This window comes from Caldicoprobacter sp., from assembly GCF_047459465.1.
Classification (GTDB): domain Bacteria; phylum Bacillota; class Clostridia; order Caldicoprobacterales; family Caldicoprobacteraceae; genus Caldicoprobacter.
In genome coordinates this window covers 1-20,066 of sequence record NZ_VSCO01000019.1, presented here as the reverse complement: position 1 = coordinate 20,066, position 20,066 = coordinate 1, and the positions used below count along the sequence as shown (strand labels likewise).

The window sequence follows — 20,066 nt, the reverse complement described above, 5'->3', positions numbered from 1 at the left end:
CAGCCTCACTGGTCCCATCTCCTTTAACGGGCTTTCTTAGGCTAATTATATCATATGCCCCTCGTAGATTCAAGGAAATTCAAGGCCCCAATTGCCTTGACTTGCGCAATACCTCGTATATCAGTATACCTGCCGCCACCGAAGCGTTGAGGGATTCGGCACTCCCTGGCATGGGTATCTTTACCAGCGAGGAAGCAAACCTGCATATTTCCTGGCGAACGCCTTCCGATTCATTGCCTATCACCAGGGCTATTTTATCATAGCCCCCAGGCCATTCAAAGAGGTTGGAACCGTGCAGGTGGCTGACCAGTATATGGACCTTGGCTTGTATAAGAGCCTTGAAAAAAGCTATATGATCATCCACCTCATATATGGGCACCCGGAATATCGAACCCATGGTGGATCGTACTACTTTAGGGCTATAAGGATCGGTGCAGCCTTTAAGCAAGACTGCCCCATCTCCTCCGGCAGCATCCAATGTCCTTATGATGGTACCCAGATTGCCGGGGTCCCTTATCTGGTCCAAAACCGCTATGAAAAATGAAGGCTTGCTGAATAGCCCTTCAAGGCTATATTCCTTTTTATTTACAACCGCCATGATCCCCTGGGGGGTCTGGGTATCGCTGATGCTTGAAAACAGTTTGTCCTCCACCCTTAATACCTTCAGTCCGTCCATATCCACATCCAGCTGCTCTTTAAAACCCAACAAATCAAAACCCCGTGCTGCCACCAAAGCCCAGATGCTTTCCCCCTGCTCCACCGCCTCCTTTACCATTTTAACCCCTTCGACCAAATACTGCCGGTAGACATCCCTGTATTTCTTATGGTGAAGCATTTTGATACGCTTGATGGAAGGGTTATGCGGGCTGGTGATGTACTCCTGCAAACCTACCACGCCCCTTTATCCCTGCGCTTTATCTTCCAGCCTTTTTATGTGGTCATTCCTGCCAATGGTTACCAAAACATCCCCTTCATGGATGACATCCTCGCCCTTTGGTGATATCAGCACATCCTCTCCGCGCTTTATGGCCACAACATTCAGGCCATACACGACCCTCATATTGATCTGCTTGAGCGATTTCCCAATCCATTCGGGAAGGGCGGTAATCTCTATCAGGCTATAATCAGATGCCAGTTCAATATAATCAATTATATTGGTTGACGCCAAATGGTGCGCTATCTTAATGCCCATGTCCCTTTCGGGGAATATCACTTTATCAACTCCAATTTTGTACAGCACTTTGGCATGGAGGTCATTTTGTGCCTTTCCTACCACAAACTTGACCCCCATTTCCTTGCACATCAGTGCAATCATTATGCTGGCCTGTATGTCATCTCCTATGGAAATCACAACGGCATCAAAATTCCTCATACCAAGCGATTTCAGTGTTTCCTCATCTGTAGCATCCGCCTGCACGGCATGAGTAACGTAATCGGCTATATCCTGTATCCTATCCTGATCCTTATCAATGGCAAGGACCTCATGGCCCAGGGCGCATAGGGTTTTGGCAACGCTGGAACCAAAACGCCCTATTCCAATGACGGCAAACTGTTTCTTCATAATAACTCCTCCTTTTAACCCACCATTAGCTTGCCTTCAGGGTATTTCACATTGCCGGTATCGCCTGCCATTCTCTTTGCTAAAGCCAACGTCAGCGTCAACGGCCCTACCCTCCCCGCAAACATGGTCATGATGATGAACATTTTGCTGATACCGCTTAGATCAGCATTATTGAATGTGGCCAGCCCCACCGTTCCCAGGGCAGAAGCCGTCTCAAAAAGCACATCAACAAACTCATAGGGTTCAACCAACGATAATACCATGGTGATGCTGACCAGCATGATAAAGCTTATCACCGTTATGGCCAGCGCCCTGTTGACAATGGCATAAGAAATCCTTCTGCCAAAAACCTCCACATCATGCCTACCTCTAATCACGTTGAGCACTGCGAGCAAGATCACGCTGGCAGTGGTAGTCTTGATTCCTCCTCCCGTGCCCGCAGGCGAAGCGCCTATAAACATCAGGATGATGGTCATAAATTTCGACGCATCGGTGAGGGAGTCCTGATCAATTGTATAGAAACCTGCAGTTCTGGCAGTCACCGATTGAAATAGCGCTCCTAGGACCTTGCCCTTCCAATTTTGGCCGCCCAGCGTAGCAGGGTTGTTAAACTCTACAATAAAAAAGAAAAGAGCCCCTGCCCCAATCAGAGCGGCGGTAACGCACACAACCACCTTTGTATGCAATGACCACTTTTTAAAACGCCTATTTCTACAAATATCAAGCAGCACTGAAAAGCCGAGCCCTCCACAAATGATCAAGCCCATCATTGCAAAATTGACGATAAAATCATCAGTAAATCCTGTAAAATTCCTGTATCCTCCCATGAGGTCAAAACCCGCATTGCAAAAGGCCGAAATGGCGTGAAATATGCTAAAATACAGCCCTTTTGTCCAGCCATACATCGGTACAAACCGCAATGCAAGAATTAAAGCACCGATTCCTTCAATAAGGAAAGTCATGCCAACTATATTCCTGGTCAAGCGCACAACGCCCTGTAATTTAGATTCATTGAGGGCTTCCTGTATCATCACCCTTTCCCTTAAGGTGATTCGCTTGCCCAAAAGTAAAAATACCATGGTGGCCATGGTCATAAAGCCCAAACCGCCTATTTGAATAAGGGTAATTATGACCAGCTGGCCAAACAGGCTCAAGTCATCAGCGGTATCCACCACCATAAGGCCGGTAACGCACACCGCCGAAGTGGCCTCAAACAGGGCATTGAGAAAGCCTATACTTTCCCCCGTGCTGGAAGCTACGGGGAGAGAAAGCAATAATGCGCCGATTATGATCATAGAGGCAAACCCCAAAACCAAGACCTGAGTTGGTAAAAGCCTTATAGCCCTTCTGCTCATCATTTTATCCAAAAATTTTAACCTCCAGTCCTTAAGATTGCCAATTGCAGGTTTAGGCTTATACGCAGTTTTGCAGTTTCACCCTAACAACCCTCAAATAAAATGGCTGCTTAATAATTAGAGCTACATTTTGGGCTCCTTTTCTATAATAAATAGCTCAACTTGCTCTTTAAATCAATTTTTTAGCCTGATATTTCGACAAAAAAAATATAAAGCCCTCTTAAAAAGCATAAAGACCTCATTGAATGAGGCCTTTTTAAATCTTAACATCTCATTTGCGGTATAAGCTTATGCATGCAGCTTTTCTTTTGCTATGTTGACTAGTTGGGCAAATCCATTTGCATCGTTGACAGCCATCTCCGCCAGTATCTTTCTGTCTATCTGAATCCCTGCCTTGCGCAGGCCGTTTATGAATCGGCTGTAGCTCAAGCCATTTTGCCTTGCTGCCGCATTGATCCTGGCAATCCACAATTTGCGGAAGTCCCTCTTCCTTAGCTTCCTGCCAACATACGCGTACGCCAGCGCTTTCATCACTGCCTGATTGGCGGCTCTAAACTGCCTGCTTTTGGCGCCATAATATCCCTTTGCAAGCTTTAATATCTTCTTATGCTTCTTCCTTGCATTAAGCGCTTTCTTTACCCTAGCCATAACACACCCTCCTTTACTGCCTTATTTATACGGAATCAGCTGCTTTATTTTCTTTGCTTCAACAGCCGCAACGTAAGTAGCTTTTCTCAAATTCCTCTTTCTCTTGGAGGACTTTTTGGTAAGCAGATGGCTCTTGAACGCCTTAGCCCTCTTTACCTTGCCACTTTTTGTCAATCGAAATCTCTTGGCTGCTCCACGATGTGTCTTAATTTTAGGCATTGTTTATTCCTCCTCTCAGTGCTTTATCCTTGTTTACTGTTTGGCTGCCATCAATGCCCGCAATCACGCTTTTGGCGCCAGTACCATAATCATGTGGTTACCTTCCAACGTGGGCTTGCGCTCTACCACAGCTTCCACCGTCAGCATGGATACAAATTTCTCCATAACTTCGTAACCTACCTCAGGGTGAGCCATTTCTCTCCCCCTAAACCTTATGGTCACCTTCACCTTGTCCCCTGCTTTCAGGAACTTATCGGCGTTTCTGGCTTTAACCCCCAGGTCATGGTCTTCAATGGAAGCCGACAGGCGTATCTCCTTTACGTTGATGACCTTCTGGTTTTTACGGGCCTCCTTTTCCTTCTTGGCCATTTCAAACAGGTATTTACCGTAATCCATAATCTTGCACACAGGTGGATTGGCCTTGGGAGCTATCTTAACCAAGTCCAGCTGCCTCTCTTCGGCAAGTCTCAATGCCTTTTCAATGGGCATGATGCCCAGCTGCTCACCCGTCTCGCTGATCACCCTGACCTCTCTGTCCTTGATCTGTTCATTAATCAATAATTCTTTTTTGTTGATATTCGTTCACCCCCGAATTTAATAAAACAAAAGAGCGGGCATAAACTACCCACTCTCATCTCCATAGCGCACCTTCACACACTACCCTTTTACCGCCATACCAACCTTCCTGGCAGCCCTCTCGCGCCGGAAGGTGAGAAGTGGATAGCTTCTACTTGATGGCAACATAAAGTTTAACACAAAAATTCGTACTTTGTCAAACATTTTAATGCAAAATTTTTTAAAACCATGACCCAAACATATGTTTGCAATATAAACCAAAATATGATAAAATCTTCTCACACGGTCAATAGCAAATAACAGGAGGCCCTCCATCATGGATTTACATACGAAGTTAAAGATCCTAGGTGCAGCTGCCAAATACGACGTATCCTGCTCATCCAGCGGAAGCTCACGGCGAAACAGGCCTGGTGGTCTGGGCAATGCCAGCCTGCCCGGGATTTGCCATAGCTGGTCGGATGACGGGCGGTGCATCTCCTTGCTAAAGATACTATTTACCAACCGCTGTGTCTTCAATTGTCTGTACTGCGTAAATCGTGCCACAGCCGATGTGCCACGGGCCACATTCACGCCCGACGAAGTGGCACAGCTTACCATAAACTTCTACAAGAGAAATTACATCGAAGGGCTGTTTTTAAGCTCGGCCGTATACAAAAATCCGGATTACACTATGGAGCTTTTGATTGCAACGGTAAAAAAGCTGCGAAACCAATATCACTTCAACGGATACATACACTTAAAAGTCATCCCGGGCGCCGATCCGCTGCTGATAGCCGAAGCTGGCAAATACGTAGACCGCTTGAGCGTCAACATTGAGCTTCCTTCCAGCCAAGGGCTTCAGCTGCTGGCACCACAAAAAAACAGGGATTCCATCATCAGGCCCATGGAGTTCATTCATTCCAAGATACTTCAAACAAGGGAAGAGAGAAAATTATACAAAAGCACTCCCCTTTTTGTTCCCGCCGGCCAGACTACGCAGCTCATAGTGGGAGCAACCCCCGACAATGATTTAAAGATACTCAAGCTATCTGAAAGCCTCTATAAACGATTTTCTTTGAAGAGGGTATATTATTCGGCGTATGTGCCTGTAACTCAGCACCCAAACTTGCCGGCCATTAGCAGTCCTCCTCTTATGCGGGAACACCGTCTTTACCAGGCAGACTGGCTATTGAGGTTCTATGGCTTCAAAGCAGATGAGCTGCTGGACGAAAACCAACCGCTGCTCAATACAGAGATTGATCCTAAATCGGCCTGGGCCCTTCGAAACCTTCACCTATTCCCGGTGGAGGTCAACAGCGCTGATTACGAAATGCTGCTGAGGGTACCTGGGATCGGCGTACGCTCTGCCAAGCGCATAATTGCGGCAAGGCGATACAGCTCCATCGATTTTGAGACCTTAAAGCGCTTCGGCGTTGTGCTCAAAAGGGCGCGCCATTTCATAACCTGCCGCGGCAAATTCTACGGCGAGAGGAATATAGATGAGCTGACGCTGTATCAAATGCTCAAGCCTTCATCCAGCCAGTCAAGCGGTGCAAAGCCATCAAGCGAGCAGCTGACCTTTTCCTCGCTTTACCCCCACCTGTTTCAACCCCAGGACTTCCACACCGTCATAACAGGGGAGATGTAAGGTGGTTTATTACATATACGACGGGAGCTTCGAGGGACTATTAACGGCCATATACGAGGCCTACTACCGGCACCAAAATCCCGAAAAAATCCTAAGCTCCGACAGCATACAGGACAACCTGTTTATTCAACACGTGTACATAAAGGCAGATCAAGAAAAGGCGGAGCGCGTATACAGCGCTATAGTACACAAGATATCCCTTGCAGCAGCCAAAAAGGTGCTGTACGCCTTTCTTTCGGAATCGCCGGATGCTGCAACAGCCATATACCGATACCTCAAACTGGGCTTTAAGCTGGGTAAAAGCGTCGATTCGGCTCTGGCAGACCCGTATGTCTTTAGGGTTCACGCCTTGCATAAAAAGGTGAGCCAAGAAGCGGGAAAAATGCTGGGATTGGTGCGCTTCCGGCTGCTCAAAAATGGGATATTTTACGCCCCTATCGAACCCGACTTTAACATTTTAGGCATAATTGTTCCCCATTTTAAAAGGCGCATGTCGGCTCATGATTGGATAATACACGATTTAAAGAGAAAAATAGCCGCCTTTTACAGCCAGGGACAATATATAATCGTGCCCTTCGAATTGAGTGGAGCCCTTCCCTTGGACGAGGAAGAGTTTGACTATCAAACCCTTTGGAAGGAATACTTTCAAAACATCGCCATACAAAGCAGGATCAACCCGCGGCTCCAGCGACAGTTCATGCCGGTACGTTACTGGAAGCATTTGATTGAAAAACCGGGCACACATGACAAAGCTTAAAGCTGCTAGCTCTTCATTATAAATAAAAAGCAGGCTACAGCCTTTTTCCCGTAGCCTGCTTCTTGTTGTTTTCCCCTGGTTAATCCAGCACTCTTAGCCCCCATTTAAAACTCTGTTGATAATACCCTGAGCTCAGCGTATCAATTCTAACCTCTCCTGCAGCTGAAGATGCGTGGATAAACTGACCGCCCCCTATATATATTCCAACATGATATCTGGTATTGCTCGACGTGCTGGTATCAAAAAACACCAGATCTCCCTTGCTAAGCTGCTGCTGCGATAGCCTGGCAAAGCTGGAATCATTGCCCTGGTCCCAGGCTGTTCGCTTAAGGGAAATGCCGAAATGCCCGTATACGAAAGTAGTAAAGCCCGAACAGTCAAATGAATCAGGGCCGGAAGCGCCATACACATAAGGTCTGCCTATGTACCCCATAGCAAAAGCTATAATCTCATCGGCTTTTGCATCATGCGAGGCGTCACCTTGACCAGCTTGTTTATCGCCCGTCACCACGTCGGAGCTGTACAGCTTGGCGATGGTAGCCTTCCCTACGATGCCATCGACCGTAAGTCCGTTGGCTTTTTGAAACGCCTTTACGGCATTTAAAGTAGCAAGGCCGAAAATGCCATCCGCTTTACCGCAGTTAAAGTTAAGCTCATTTAACCGCTTCTGCAAAATGGCTACGTCTTCTCCCCTGTCGCCCAGCCGCAATGTCCTCGAAATATCGGCACCTCTGCTGGGCTCTTCTTCAGGCAAACTTGGGAAACGATTTTCTTCCGTAGAGGCATCCCGGTTGAGTAGCGCTGCTAGCGTCTTAGGGCCGACGATGCCATCAGGTGTCAAGCTATTTTTCTTTTGAAATGCCACAACAGCGGCATGAGTAGCGGCACCAAATATCCCATCGACCTTTCCGCAGTTAAAGCCGAGCCTGTTCAACAGGTCCTGAAGAATTGCTACGTCCTGGCCTCTATCCCCTAACCTTAAAGTCCTCGATATGGTCGCCCCTCTGTTGGACTGTTTATCAGAAGAACTGCCTCCTGAAGAAGCCGCACTGCCATACAGCGCGTTTAAAGTCTTGGGGCCAACAATGCCATCGGGAGCCAGCCCCTTGGCCTTCTGGAAGGCTATCACAGCTGCCCGGGTTACAGGCCCAAATATCCCATCGGCTTTTCCCGATAGAAAACCTTGTTTTATTAACGCTTGCTGCAACATCTCAACCTCAGGCCCTCTGCTACCCAACTTGAGCAAAGTTCCCTGAGCATGCGCCCTTGCGGGAAAAACAAAGGCTAATAATCCCACTACAAGAGCAAAAGCCAAACACAAAAGACAAATCGTCCTTTTAGGCACACGGTTCACCCCCCTTCTCCCCTTTAATCAAATTATATACCTTGTCCACTTTCATCTCAAATTTCGACAATTTCCCTATAGAGGGGTGTAACCGCAAATTCCTAAAATATTACAAAAATGTTACATATTATTTTCGTATACTTAATATTTTATATAAACATCATAAACATCAATATAATATGGGGAGCTCACGGCTCCCCATTTCTCATCTTTCCATTATCAGTTTGAGGTCAAAATTCAAATAGTCGCAAGAGACCAGATGATAGGTAATGCCATTTATCTCTCCCTCTACCACGCTGTTTAAGCTTGCACCATGGAGATGGCCAAATACCACGTGTTTCACGGGATATTTTCGAATCAGCTTGGCCATGTCATTTTCATTTCCCATCTCGTCAAAAGGAGGATAATGAAGCATCACCACTATTTCTCTGGCATCCCTGGCGCTGTCCAGCGATAATTTAAGCCTATTAAGTTCCCTGTTAAATATCTTGATGTCATGCTGCGTTCCTTCCCGCCCTTCCAAGACCGCCCATCCCCTGGTACCGCAAAAGGCAATATCATCGATAACCACGTTATCATTCTGTATGGCAAACATATTATAGGGAAGCATCTTCCTCACTTTAGATATGGAAGACCACCAGTAATCGTGGTTCCCCCGTATTATGACCTTTCGTCCGGGCAGCTGCCCAATGCTATCCAAATCTGGTTTTGCCTCCTCTAACTTCATAGCCCAGCTTATATCGCCGGGGATGAGCACTACATCCTGTTCTCCCACCTTGTTTATCCAATTGCTCTTTATCCTCTCCCAGTGCTGGAACCAATGCTCCCCAAAAACATCCATAGGTTTGGGATTGGCTTCCGATAAGTGAAGGTCACCAATTGCAAAGACTCTCATTTGTCATTTCTCCTTATTGCACTAGCCCCCTTTTGCTCAGCTCTTGGATTATCCATTTATTTACCTCTTCAGCGGAAATATCAGGGTCATCCACAAACAGGCGTATGTAAGCACAGTCGGCATTGAGATAATACTCTTTAACACCAGCGCTTTTTTGGTTATATTCACCAAATCGCTTAATTATTACTTCCTCGTTATCATCTTCCCTTATAGTTAGCTGTCCTTGGCATTCAGGACACTCTGTATATCCTTGCTTTATATGAAACACCCTCTTACAACTACTGCAAACTCTCCTGCCCAACAACCTGTGCAAAAGCACATCCTTCGTTACGTCGAAATCAAGCACTACCTCAACTTTTTTGCCCATCGAATTCAGCATTCTATCTAGCGCCTCTGCCTGGGCAACGGTTCTAGGAAAACCGTCAAATATTACGCCTTTTGCGTCCTTTAGCTTTATCAATGCGTCTTCTACCACGGCATTTACAATTTCATCAGACACCAGTTTACCTTCTTTAATGACCTGTAAACTATCATACAAAGGATGGCTGGGATCCTGCAGTATCTGGCGAAACAAATCTCCGGTAGACAATTGAACCAAACCAAAAGTTTGTGCCAGCAACTGTCCCTGCGTCCCTTTGCCACTGCCAGGTGGACCGAGCAGTACGATGTTCATGGCATTCCTCCTTCCTTGCTATGACCAAACTCATCTTCCCTGCTGCTTATTATTCCTTCCTTTTGTAATTTTTAATTTATCTATCTAGCAAATTCTTTTTACCAAATCTTAATTTCATAGTTAATACTTTATCTGTAGAAAATATCCTGCCGCATATGAATATCAAAATTACGAAGACGACCAACATATAAGCGATGCCGTAAAACACCACATCGTAGTTTCTGAGAAGTATGTTCTGCGATGCTATAAAGGGATGGCTAAAGGGTATAAGCATCACCAAAACCCTAATGGGCAGAGACAAAGAGTTTATATCCGAAAACATGGAGATAAAATACGGGAGCATCACCAGAAAGGTGAGGGGCAGTATCATGGTCTGAGCGCTCTTTAAGTTTTCTACCATTACCCCCAAAATGATAGTTAGGCCCAGCGCACACAGTATAGCAAAGAAGATGGATATACCCAGCAAAGCATAATCTGCCGAAGTATACTGTAGTCCCAACCTCTGTATGAGGTCATTCAGCTGGTTGCTTGTGGTAATGTCCCCCATCAGGCCATTCATATAATACCTGAAGCCCAACATATATATCACCGCAGAGAGCAATCCCACCAAACCCGATGCCACCATTTTGGCAATGGCTATTTGCTTTCTGCTTACAGGTACAGTAAGCAGAGTCTCCAAAGTTTTATCCTGCTTTTCCATTGCCATGGCTGACAATACCATCTGGGAAGAAAATACGATGACCATCATCAGAATGACAGGAATGAATATGGATTGCGAGTATACGATGCTGCTAACCTCGGAAGCCGACCCCTCGGCCACAACGTCTTTTACCACAACGAACCCCTTGCTCTGTATGGGATTTTTTATATCTTCCGGATTGAGGTCTGGGAAATTGGCCTTCAAAAAGTTATTTGAAATAATTTCGTTTATCTGGGAGATTACCTGATCTACTACCGCAGCGTTTACCGAACCGCCCATAGAAAAACTGCGGATAAAGGAGTAGGCTTCTATATCCTTAAACTGGAATTCAGATGCCGCTTGGCCAAAACCCTCAGGGATAACGATGAGCAAATTTATATCGCTGTTTTTAGCATATTCTATAGCTTTATCTTTATCTTCTTCGTCTAAAATGTTTACTTCAAAGCCAGCATGCGACAAGCCATCAAGAAGAATTTTAGATTCCTGGGAATCATCCAAATTTAACACATATATTCCCCGTTTCTCTTCTATCTTCTTCACTTCTGACTGGACGATAGATCCTATGAAATAGAACAGCGTCACGGTAAACAGCAAGGAAATGACCAGCTGCAAGGTTATCAATTCCTTTATTTCTTTTTTCAATAAGTTTAAAAACTTTCTCATTGTACCAGCCTCCTAAACACCTCTTCCAGATTTTCTGCAGAATATTTTTGCTTCAACGCCTTAGGCTCTCCAATTTCCAATATTCTGCCTTTGTCAATAATTGCCACCCTGTCTGACAGAAAATCGATCTCCAGCATGTTATGGGATGAAAGAAGCACCGAAACTCCTTCCTTTACAAATTCCTTTATGACTTCCCTTACCTCCAGGGAGTTAATTACATCCAGCCCAGAAGTGGGTTCATCGAGTATGGCAAGTTTGGGCTTGGTCATGAGCGCCCTGGCCAACAGGAGCTTTCTGATCATACCTTTGCTGTACGTGCCCACTTTGTCTTTTAACCTGTCTTTAAAGCCTATAATGCTCATGGCCCTTTCAATGTATATATCTACATCTCTCGGACTTTCGGCATAAAAGCTTGCCATGAATTTAAGATAATCAAGCCCGGTAAGATTTTTATATGCCCCGGCTTCCTCCGGGAGATAGGTAATCCCCTCCCTTATCTTGTCGGGATTCTTTTTCAAATCATAGCCCATGAATTCGACCTTTCCATCGGTAGGCGTAAGAAGGGTGGCCACAATCCGGAGGGTGGTAGTCTTACCCGCGCCATTGGGCCCAATTAAAGCAAATATTTCACCCTTTTTCACTTCAAAATCAATCCCTTTTAAGGCCTCAACTTTGCCGTAATTCTTCTTTAAACCGCTTACTTTGAGAATTACGTCACCCAATATATTCATCCCCCTCACAAACGTTAGAGTTACATTTTCACTATTAGTTTAACAAAACATTAGAATTAAGTCTATGAGAAATATATAAAATTTTTGGAAATTCTCTGCCACTTTTACGCCTGTGGTTTTATTGCAGGTTTCTCCTGTTTGCTAGTATACGCTTGCCGGCATATTTATTTTTGTTGTCTACAAAGCCTTACACAAAAGTTAGAATCTTATGGGTTAGAATCTGATGGGCAAATCTTAATAAATTCTTAAGATAAATACCATAGATTTTTTAGTATAATCATGTAAGAAAACAGTAGGGCTTGCTTTGGACAAAAGGCTGGGAGGTTTTTCGCAAATGATGAGGCTTCAAACTCTAAAATCGAATGGCGAGTTAAAAGAACTAATATGGAAGTACAAACATCTTTCGCTGGTGTCGCTTTATGGATTTGCCCAGATATGGTTTCAATATTGCGAGCGCACCGTACGACCTAAATACTATATGTATTCGCCGATTGATGATTACATACCATTTGTAAAATACTTTGTGGTACCCTACCTCTTCTGGTTTATATACATGGCTCTTGGATTTCTGTACCTGGCGGTGGTATCCAAAAAGGATTTCTACAAGCTGTGCCTATATATGTTTGGGGGCATGTATCTGTGCTATGTGCTGTATCTCTTATTCCCCAACGGGCAGAACTTGAGGCCAATCATCACCGAAAACGATGTATTCTCAAGGATGATAAAGTACATATACGCCACTGATACCCCTACCAACGTGGCGCCCAGCATCCATGTCTTCAACTCGATAGCAGTACACGTGGCCCTGGTCAACTGCCACCAATTTAGAGAAAAAAGGCATTGGCGGCTAGCATCCTTCATATGCATGATAATCATAAGCGCTTCTACAGTGCTTATAAAACAGCACTCCATTAAGGATGTAATGTGGAGCGTTTTGCTGGCTACGGCCTTTTATATAGCAATATACCAGATACCAAAGTGGGTATTCAGCAAAGACTTGGTCTCCCTTGACATCAAAAGAGGTTTTTTCTCTAGAATAGCGCATAGATAAAATAGATAAACTAGTTTTAAATTTATTAAAGAAGGTAGATTCAAAACAAAGCTTCGCAAATAAGCATAAAATAAGGGGGATTATATCCCCCTTATTTTGCCTCGCTGACCATCTTCTTCCTGTATTTTTCCGCACCCCAATTCTTTATCCTATAGATCTCTTCCTCAGCCATCGCTTTAACTTCAAGGCCGTTTTGCCGTATATGGTGTACGACATAGAGGCAAGCGGTCAAAGTCTCCTCCATGGTCCTGGCTTCGATGTATCCAGCCTTGTACACCACCTCTCCTGTACGGGTATCTATATTGATCTTATTATCGGTCCCATCCACGGCTATCTGCTCATGGTCAAGGTAGACTATCTGGTCAGGATACAGCGCCTTCTTGAAAAATTCCATGTCTACGGGATTGCTCTTGATAAAATCCCGCACAAATTCCGTCCTACCGATAAATTCGGAATCATCCACCTTCTCCAGCTTTATTTCGGGATAGGGCGCAGAAATATGGAAATAATCCTTTATCATGCCATTGACCGTTTCATGGAGATCTATGCATTCCCGAGCATCATCCGCTGTCACTATGAGGCCATGGTTTTGCATGAACATCACCTGCGGGAATGCGCCATGCTCATTCACGTACTTCTGAATGATATCCTTTATCTTCAGGGTCAACCGAAACCCTGGCATGATATAAGAGATCCACACGCAGTGCAACCCTTTTGAATTGAAGATATCCTCTATAAGCTGCTCGCCCTCTTTAGCGCAGCAAAGTATATTGGCATAAACAGGATGGGTATGAACGACATATTTTTTGAGTATCGAGTGGAAGCCCGTCTCAACCGATGGCCTTAAAGCCTTATACCCCTCCAACTGTACGGTATTCTGCTTCAACAGGTCAGCCCCTACCTTTTCATAATCCACATCGGATGCTATATCGGCGGTATTGAAGTACTCTACAATGTTTCGGTAATTGACTATGGCAAACCCATCCCTCTCGGTCACCTGATCTAGCCTATAACCCGACGCCTTAATGGCCATGAGCTCCTGGTCTATTTTAACCGACGTATTGCCGCCTCCACCCTGCACCAGATCAGGATAAATCCCCACCGCTTTGGATATCATCTCTAAATCCTTCAATGCCTCTTTTAACAACGCTATCCCTTCCTTTACCGTTCATCTCAATGACTATATTGTAACAAATTGCCGGTCAGCATACAAGCTCGCCTTTCATTAAAACCATCAGAGGCCTCTGCTTCACACTCCTAAACGAGCTCTGCGCAGCTGCTCATTGGCAGTAAAGTTGTTGCTGGGCACGTGCCCTTTAAGGGGCACTATCTTTTCATGGATGGCATCGATTATCCACTCAGGTTGCGGGAAGAAGAACCTCTCCAGCTCATGGGCAGGAGTGATCCAGTTTCTAGCTCCCACCACCACTGGAGGCGCATCCAGATAATCGAAGGCCAGCTCGGTGATATTCTGAGCAAACTCTTTGAGGTAAGAAGATCTTTCGCAGGCATCGCCGGTAATGACTATCTTGCCGGTCTTCTTAACCGATTCGATCACCTTCTCATAGTTAAAGGGCACGATACTTCTCGCATCAATGATCTCAGCTGACATTCCGTACTTGGTCTCCAAAATCTTGGCTGCCTCCAGTGCCCTGTACAGCATTGCTCCTGCCGTCAGGATGGTGATATCTTTACCCTCTTTCTTTATATCAGGCTCGCCAATGGGTACCTCATAATATCCTTCAGGCACGCCTCCCGGATGGAACATCTCACCCACATCGTATATCCTCTGGCTCTCAAAGAACACCACAGGATCGGTTCCCATCAAAGCGCTGTTCATGAGGCCTTTGGCATCATAAGGCGTTGCTGGGAAGACCACCTTAAGGCCAGGTATATGAGCCACAAGGGAGGTCCAGTCCTGCGAGTGCTGAGCCCCGTATTTGGAACCTACCGATACCCTTAGCACCACCGGCATCTTCAAAAGCCCCGCGCTCATGGCCTGCCACTTTGCCAGCTGGTTGAATATCTCATCTCCCGCTCTTCCCATGAAATCGGCGTACATCAACTCAACCACCACCCTGCCTCCGCACATGGCATACCCCACCGCAGAAGCCACAATGGCAGCCTCGGATATGGGCGCGTTAAACAGCCTGTGATAGGGCAAAGACTCGGTCAGCCCCCGGTACACCGCAAAGGCCCCGCCCCAGTCGCGATTATCCTCTCCGTATGCGATTAAGGTCGGGTCAACGTAGAACTTATCCAAGATTGCCTCAAATATAGCGTCACGGAGCTGATAGACCCTGCTCTTGGGAACCGGCTTCCCATCTTGAATAGCTACCCTTACCTTTTTCTTTATTTGCTGCACCCTCGGATTCTCTTCCTTGGGGATTAAGACCTCGCATTCCCTGTCCTCCATCTTTTCTATCCTTTGATTGGAAAACATCACGCTAGCTATGGCATCGGGATTTGCCACGAGGTTCATCCTGGGGGATTTCTCATCATCTATGGCCAACCTGTAAATCCTATCGAGGCGCTGCTTCACATCATCCAAAATGGCATCCAGTTGCTCCTGTGTAGCTATACCAGCATCGATAATCTGTTTCCTATAAGTCACTATTGAATCATGCCGCTTCCATATCTCCACCTCTTCGCTAGTCCTATAAGTGGAAGCATCGGAAGGTGAGTGGCCGCAGAACCTATATGTGACCACGTCCAACAGCACCGGCCCTTTGTTCTCCAGCAAGAGTTGCTTCTTCCTCTTGATGGCATCTATGACCGCCAGGGGATTGTATCCATCCACCCTCTCGGCATGCATTTGCTCTGGATTTATGCCGGCGCCCACTCTGGCCAACATCTGATAAGCCATGGTCTCGCCACAGGTTTGACCGCCCATGCCGTAGTGGTTATTGAAGAAATTGAATATTATGGGCAGTCCACCCCTATAACCTTCCTCCCACAGATACTTGAACTGATCCATGGCCGCCATGTTCATGGCCTCCCATACCGGACCACATCCCATGGAGCCATCGCCTATGTTGGCTATTACTATGCCCTTTTTGCGGTTAACCTTTTTAAACAACGCCGCTCCCATGGCGATGCCCGCCGAGCCGCCCACGATGGCATTGTTGGGATAAATGCCAAAAGGCGTAAAGAAAGCATGCATGGAACCGCCCAGCCCTTTGTTAAAGCCGGTCTCCCGTCCAAATATCTCGGCCAGTGCGCCATACAGCAGGAAGTCCATAGCCAGCTCCTTTACGCTACTATAATCCCTCTTGCTTTCCTCTACTACCTTGAGTATCCTGCCATCCCAGAACTTTTTCATTATGTCCATCAGTTCATCATCCGCCATCTTCTCTATGGCCGAAAGCCCCTTGGCTATGATCTCTCCATGGCTCCTGTGCGAACCAAATATGAAATCGTCCTTGTCCAGATGAAATGCCTGGCCCACCGCTGCCGCCTCTTGGCCAATGGAAAGGTGCGCCGGGCCGGGATAATCATAAGAAACACCGTTATACTCCCCTGTAGTCTTAACTAATTGAAGCAAGGTCTCAAACTCGCGGATGATGACCATATCCCTATAAATCCGCACGAAATCCTCAACAGTGTAGTTGGCTTTCTCTTCTTCAATGGTCTTATTATATTGATTTACGGGTATATCCTGAAATTTGATCCACCCGCTTTTCCTCACTTCGTCTGGATTTACAAAAAGCTGCTTGGGCATTTAAACCTCTCCCTTCTCAATCTTTAAATTGAAAGATGCATTCCCTTATGACCTCCGACACCGTTGGATGGGGGAACACCAGCTCTTTTATGTCTTTTACGCGCATCTCGGCTTCTATCATCAAGCCAGCGCCGTAGATGATCTCAGAAGAATAATTGCCTATCATGTGTACGCCAATCACGTTCCTGTACTTCTTATTGATGAGCACCTTACATATTCCGTCTCCTCCTTCATTCTCGGCCACGTACCTGCCGCTATACCGCATAGAAACCTTGGCAACTTCAAAGTCTATGCCTTTCCGCTTTGCGCTCTCCTCGGTCTCGCCCACCGAAACGACCTCGGGGTTGGTGTATATCACGGACGGTATGGCGTTATAGCGTACTATGTCCTTCTTTCCCAGCATGTTGTTTACGCAGACCTCTGCCTCCCTGTAGGCCGTGTGAGCCAGCATATAACGGCCGTTCACGTCGCCAGCAGCGTACACTTCCGGCACGTTGGTCTTTCCCCTGTCGTCGACCTTTATGGCACCCTTTTCAACCTCGACGCCGATATTCTCCAGGCCTATTCCTTCAACGGCCGGCCTTCGCCCCACGCTCATCAACACCTTGTCAGCCTCAACGACCTCCCTCTTGCCATCGCGCTCGTAAACCACAGCCCCTTCACGTATCTCCACCACTCTGGAATTGAGCTTAAACTCTATTCCCTTCTTTTGATAATTTTTGAGCAGGATCTGCGAAATCTCCCCATCTATGCTGCCTCCGATGTGTTCCAGCATCTCGATGATGGTCACCTTGCTTCCGGCCGAATTGAAGTATGAGGCCATTTCCAGGCCTATTACCCCACCTCCTATGATGACCAAGGAGTCAGGCACCTGTGGTATATCGAGTATCTCCCGGTTGGTAAGGACGTATCCCCTCTCCACCCCTTCCCTTGCACCCGGTATTGGCGGAATGACGGGCACCGATCCCGTGGCAATTAGCAGCCTTCTGCCAATGAAAGTATCGCTGCCCACCTTTACGGTATAGCCCTCGGTTGTCCTGGAACCTATACATGCATGGCCTTCCACTATGTCCACGTGGTTGGCCTTGAGCTGGGAGCGTATGCCCGCCACCAGCGTCTTAACCACCTTGTTCTTTCTGGCTATTACAGTACCATGATCCAAAAGCACGTCCTTGGCTGTAACGCCGTACTTTTCGCCAAACCTTGCATAATCGTATATTTTAGCCGAATGAAGCAGCGTCTTGGATGGAATGCACCCTTCGTTCAGACAGACGCCGCCCAAGAACCTTTCCTCAATAAGAAGCGTTTTAAGGCCAGCATGGCCTGCCCTTTCGGCACCCAAATAGCCTGCCGGCCCACCACCTATCACAATGAGATCATATATCATTCCTTTTCACCTTTCCCTTTTAACTTATTTTGCTAAGAATACGCTGAAGTTCTCCAAATTGGTTTTAAGGTCCTGCAAGAACCTTGCGGCAGGAGCGCCATCCACCGCCCTGTGGTCAAAGGTCAGCGACAGTCCCATGGACGGATAGGTGATTATCTTGCCGTCCACCTCTTTTACCCGCTGCACTATGGTATTTACTCCTAAAATGCCGGTCTGCGGTGGGTTGAGTATGGGGGTAAAGAACTCCACTCCCAGCGATCCAAGGTTGGTAACCGTAAAGGTACCACCCTTCAGATAATCGGGATTTATGCTGCCCTTCCTGCAGGCCTCCACCAGCTCCTTGGCTTCTCTGGATATCTCGTCCAAGGATTTGGTATCTGCATTGTAAATGGTAGGTACCATGAGTCCGCGCTCGGTATCCACCGCAACTCCCAGATGGACATGGTTGAAAAGGAGCATTTTATCACCCAGGAAATGGGCATTTAAAGCTTTATGCTTAAGCAGCGTCCTGGATACCGCGTAGAGTATGATATCGTTGAGCGTAATGTTTGCCAATCCCAGGCGCTCTCCATACTCCTTTACCTTATTTCTAAAGGCCAGTATTTCAGTGGCGTCAAATGAGATATGTATGGTGAGCTGTGCGGTATTGGCCAGCGACTGGTGCATGGCATTGGCAATGACCTTTCTTATGTTGCTCAGCTTTACCTCTTCGTAGTCAGCTTCTCCAGCCTTAACCCCTTGAACAGGAAGCTGCGGCACCTCGTAATGAGCTTGACCCTTTACGCTCTCGAGATCAGCTGTGGTGACTCTTCCTCCTATTCCCGTACCGCCTATCAGCATACCATCGGTGCCCATATATTGCTCTCTAGCGGCAGGCGTCACCAATTGGCCTTTATCCATAAGCTGCCTTATATCCCTTTCAATTATCCTGCCATGGGGCCCCGTAGGAGTAGCTTGCCGATAATCAACTCCCACTCTTTCAGCAAGATTACGGGCCCTTGGACTGATCTTTATACTATCGCCTTCTGGTACTACAGCGCCGCTTTCTATATCCGTTCCGCCTTGGCTTTCGGCTACCGATTGCTGCCCTTCAGATACCACTTCCTCCTCAGCCGAGGCATCACTTGGCAGAAACTCGGAGATGTCCTCGCCCTCCTGGCCAATGACGCAAACGGTGGCAAGGACCGGCACATCATCCCCCTCATCAAAGTAGATCTCCAACAGCGTACCCTCTACCTTTGCCTCTTCGTCAAAAGCCGCTTTATCGGTCTCGTAGGAGAACAGCAGGTCGCCTACCTTTACCTTATCCCCCTTCTTCTTGTGCCACTTGGTTATGATGCAACTTTCAACTGTTTGCCCCTGCCGAGGCATAATTACCGGCGTAGCCATTCTAATATCTCCCCTCTTCCTTATTCTAAGCTTTCATGGCTATAGTAACCCTTTACCATTTTTATATACATGCCACACTCCGATGTCCCGTTGCTAACAACAAAAATAAAAAGATGTTCGAAACTGTTCTTATGATGTTGAATTTGATCTTATATTTTACATTTAAAAAAACAAATATAACATATTTTTAACATCAACTCTGCTAATTAAAACCCCTTTATTTCATTTTAACAGAGCAGTTTTTTCTTGTCAACAACTCCAACTTACTTTTAAAATGAGCTTTTTCATTGTTGATTAAGTGTTATTTAGATTGTATAATAATTAGGAGAATTGTGTAATCTTCATGTTAAATTTATCAGAAAGGGATGATATGTATGGAATATAAATGCCGCCGATTAGAAGGCCAAATTGCCATTGTAACCGGTGCCGGTCAAGGGTTAGGAGAAGCCATAGCCAGGCGTCTAAACGCCGAGGGAGCTAAAGTGGTAGTAACCGATATCAATTTTGAAGCAGCACAAAAGGTGGCCGCCGACCTCAATGACGCCATTGCCATAAAGGTGGATGTGACAAAATACGATGAATGTGAAGAGATGGCACGCGTAACCGTTGAAAAATACGGAAGGATAGATCTGCTGGTAAGCAATGCCGGTATACTCATTGCTAAGGGTATCGACGAATTCACCACTGAAGAATGGCGAAAGGTGATAGACGTAAACCTCATAGGCTATTTCAACAGCGCCAAGGCCGTAGTACCCATCATGATAAAAC

General features: G+C 46.3%; 19 protein-coding genes. 4 read left to right on the top strand and 15 right to left on the bottom strand.

Features of this window, described 5'->3' with window-relative positions; genetic code table 11:
* Positions 1–79: 79 nt before the first annotated feature.
* The 6 genes from FWJ59_RS02505 to infC all read right to left on the bottom strand — a co-directional run bounded on the left by FWJ59_RS02505 (position 80) and on the right by infC (position 4,341).
* The gene (locus FWJ59_RS02505) at positions 80–895 is read right to left on the bottom strand and encodes a TrmH family RNA methyltransferase (protein WP_414480412.1); all 816 of its coding nucleotides are present in this window, start codon (positions 893–895) and stop codon (positions 80–82) included.
* 6 nt (positions 896–901) lie between these two features.
* Positions 902–1,561 (bottom strand): potassium channel family protein, encoded by a 660-nt coding sequence (locus FWJ59_RS02500; RefSeq protein WP_414480411.1) that lies wholly within the window; start codon positions 1,559–1,561, stop codon positions 902–904.
* 14 nt (positions 1,562–1,575) lie between these two features.
* Positions 1,576–2,919 (bottom strand): TrkH family potassium uptake protein, encoded by a 1,344-nt coding sequence (locus FWJ59_RS02495; RefSeq protein ID WP_414480413.1) that lies wholly within the window; start codon positions 2,917–2,919, stop codon positions 1,576–1,578.
* Between the two features lie 285 nt (positions 2,920–3,204).
* Positions 3,205–3,564 carry a 50S ribosomal protein L20 gene (gene rplT / locus FWJ59_RS02490; RefSeq protein ID WP_414480410.1) on the bottom strand — a complete coding sequence of 120 codons (360 nt, stop codon included), beginning with the start codon at positions 3,562–3,564 and terminating at the stop codon, positions 3,205–3,207.
* A gap of 21 nt (positions 3,565–3,585) precedes the next feature.
* Positions 3,586–3,783 (bottom strand): 50S ribosomal protein L35, encoded by a 198-nt coding sequence (gene rpmI / locus FWJ59_RS02485; RefSeq protein WP_414480409.1) that lies wholly within the window; start codon positions 3,781–3,783, stop codon positions 3,586–3,588.
* A gap of 63 nt (positions 3,784–3,846) precedes the next feature.
* Positions 3,847–4,341 carry a translation initiation factor IF-3 gene (gene infC / locus FWJ59_RS02480; RefSeq protein WP_414480408.1) on the bottom strand — a complete coding sequence of 165 codons (495 nt, stop codon included), beginning with the start codon at positions 4,339–4,341 and terminating at the stop codon, positions 3,847–3,849.
* A 334-nt stretch (positions 4,342–4,675) separates the two neighbouring features.
* Here infC and FWJ59_RS02475 point away from each other — a divergent pair, with 334 nt between their 5' ends.
* Both FWJ59_RS02475 and FWJ59_RS02470 read left to right on the top strand, forming a co-directional pair.
* A complete protein-coding gene (locus FWJ59_RS02475; protein WP_414480407.1) occupies positions 4,676–5,986 on the top strand; it encodes a putative DNA modification/repair radical SAM protein in 1,311 nt (436 codons plus the stop codon).
* Between the two features lies 1 nt (position 5,987).
* A complete protein-coding gene (locus tag FWJ59_RS02470) occupies positions 5,988–6,743 on the top strand; it encodes a TIGR03915 family putative DNA repair protein (protein WP_414480406.1) in 756 nt (251 codons plus the stop codon).
* Positions 6,744–6,822: 79 nt separating this feature from the next.
* On the opposite strand, the gene FWJ59_RS02465 is transcribed toward FWJ59_RS02470, so the two are convergent.
* The 5 genes from FWJ59_RS02465 to FWJ59_RS02445 form a co-directional block, all read right to left on the bottom strand.
* Positions 6,823–8,088: a peptidoglycan-binding protein gene (locus FWJ59_RS02465; protein ID WP_414480405.1), complete on the bottom strand. Its 1,266-nt coding sequence runs from the start codon at positions 8,086–8,088 to the stop codon at positions 6,823–6,825.
* Between the two features lie 205 nt (positions 8,089–8,293).
* Positions 8,294–8,983, bottom strand: coding sequence for a metallophosphoesterase (locus FWJ59_RS02460; protein WP_414480404.1), 690 nt, complete (start codon positions 8,981–8,983; stop codon positions 8,294–8,296).
* A 13-nt stretch (positions 8,984–8,996) separates the two neighbouring features.
* Positions 8,997–9,656 carry an adenylate kinase family protein gene (locus tag FWJ59_RS02455; protein ID WP_414480403.1) on the bottom strand — a complete coding sequence of 220 codons (660 nt, stop codon included), beginning with the start codon at positions 9,654–9,656 and terminating at the stop codon, positions 8,997–8,999.
* A 76-nt stretch (positions 9,657–9,732) separates the two neighbouring features.
* Positions 9,733–11,019, bottom strand: coding sequence for an ABC transporter permease (locus FWJ59_RS02450; protein ID WP_414480402.1), 1,287 nt, complete (start codon positions 11,017–11,019; stop codon positions 9,733–9,735).
* Positions 11,016–11,741 carry an ABC transporter ATP-binding protein gene (locus FWJ59_RS02445; protein ID WP_414480401.1) on the bottom strand — a complete coding sequence of 242 codons (726 nt, stop codon included), beginning with the start codon at positions 11,739–11,741 and terminating at the stop codon, positions 11,016–11,018. Before FWJ59_RS02445 ends, FWJ59_RS02450 begins: the two co-directional genes overlap by 4 nt.
* A gap of 343 nt (positions 11,742–12,084) precedes the next feature.
* Between FWJ59_RS02445 and FWJ59_RS02440 the strand changes: the two genes are divergently transcribed.
* Entirely contained in the window at positions 12,085–12,801 is a 717-nt protein-coding gene (locus tag FWJ59_RS02440) for a phosphatidic acid phosphatase (RefSeq protein WP_414480400.1), read from the top strand.
* 91 nt (positions 12,802–12,892) lie between these two features.
* Here the strand turns inward: FWJ59_RS02440 and FWJ59_RS02435 are convergent, their stop codons facing one another.
* From FWJ59_RS02435 to FWJ59_RS02420, 4 genes are all read right to left on the bottom strand, one after another.
* Positions 12,893–13,948, bottom strand: a complete 1,056-nt coding sequence (locus tag FWJ59_RS02435; RefSeq protein ID WP_414480399.1) for a class II aldolase/adducin family protein — start codon at positions 13,946–13,948, stop codon at positions 12,893–12,895.
* 102 nt (positions 13,949–14,050) lie between these two features.
* Positions 14,051–16,522: a thiamine pyrophosphate-dependent enzyme gene (locus FWJ59_RS02430; protein WP_414480398.1), complete on the bottom strand. Its 2,472-nt coding sequence runs from the start codon at positions 16,520–16,522 to the stop codon at positions 14,051–14,053.
* Between the two features lie 16 nt (positions 16,523–16,538).
* Positions 16,539–17,909: a dihydrolipoyl dehydrogenase gene (lpdA, locus tag FWJ59_RS02425; RefSeq protein ID WP_414480397.1), complete on the bottom strand. Its 1,371-nt coding sequence runs from the start codon at positions 17,907–17,909 to the stop codon at positions 16,539–16,541.
* Positions 17,910–17,933: 24 nt separating this feature from the next.
* The gene (locus FWJ59_RS02420) at positions 17,934–19,298 is read right to left on the bottom strand and encodes a dihydrolipoamide acetyltransferase family protein (protein ID WP_414480396.1); all 1,365 of its coding nucleotides are present in this window, start codon (positions 19,296–19,298) and stop codon (positions 17,934–17,936) included.
* 374 nt (positions 19,299–19,672) lie between these two features.
* Between FWJ59_RS02420 and FWJ59_RS02415 the strand changes: the two genes are divergently transcribed.
* The coding region (locus FWJ59_RS02415; protein WP_414480395.1) for an SDR family NAD(P)-dependent oxidoreductase at positions 19,673–20,066 on the top strand (394 nt) is incomplete at its 3' end.

Excerpts from the sequence above, each read along its gene's own strand:
- FWJ59_RS02500 (WP_414480411.1), bottom strand. The coding sequence starts at position 1,561 with ATGAAGAAACAGTTTGCCGTCATTGGAATAGGGCGTTTTGGTTCCAGC.
- FWJ59_RS02495 (WP_414480413.1), bottom strand. The coding sequence starts at position 2,919 with ATGATGAGCAGAAGGGCTATAAGGCTTTTACCAACTCAGGTCTTGGTT.
- rplT (WP_414480410.1), bottom strand. The coding sequence starts at position 3,564 with ATGGCTAGGGTAAAGAAAGCGCTTAATGCAAGGAAGAAGCATAAGAAG.
- rpmI (WP_414480409.1), bottom strand. The coding sequence starts at position 3,783 with ATGCCTAAAATTAAGACACATCGTGGAGCAGCCAAGAGATTTCGATTG.
- FWJ59_RS02475 (WP_414480407.1), top strand. The coding sequence starts at position 4,676 with ATGGATTTACATACGAAGTTAAAGATCCTAGGTGCAGCTGCCAAATAC.
- FWJ59_RS02460 (WP_414480404.1), bottom strand. The coding sequence starts at position 8,983 with ATGAGAGTCTTTGCAATTGGTGACCTTCACTTATCGGAAGCCAATCCC.
- FWJ59_RS02455 (WP_414480403.1), bottom strand. The coding sequence starts at position 9,656 with ATGAACATCGTACTGCTCGGTCCACCTGGCAGTGGCAAAGGGACGCAG.
- FWJ59_RS02450 (WP_414480402.1), bottom strand. The coding sequence starts at position 11,019 with ATGAGAAAGTTTTTAAACTTATTGAAAAAAGAAATAAAGGAATTGATA.
- FWJ59_RS02440 (WP_414480400.1), top strand. The coding sequence starts at position 12,085 with ATGATGAGGCTTCAAACTCTAAAATCGAATGGCGAGTTAAAAGAACTA.
- FWJ59_RS02430 (WP_414480398.1), bottom strand. The coding sequence starts at position 16,522 with ATGCCCAAGCAGCTTTTTGTAAATCCAGACGAAGTGAGGAAAAGCGGG.
- lpdA (WP_414480397.1), bottom strand. The coding sequence starts at position 17,909 with ATGATATATGATCTCATTGTGATAGGTGGTGGGCCGGCAGGCTATTTG.
- FWJ59_RS02420 (WP_414480396.1), bottom strand. The coding sequence starts at position 19,298 with ATGGCTACGCCGGTAATTATGCCTCGGCAGGGGCAAACAGTTGAAAGT.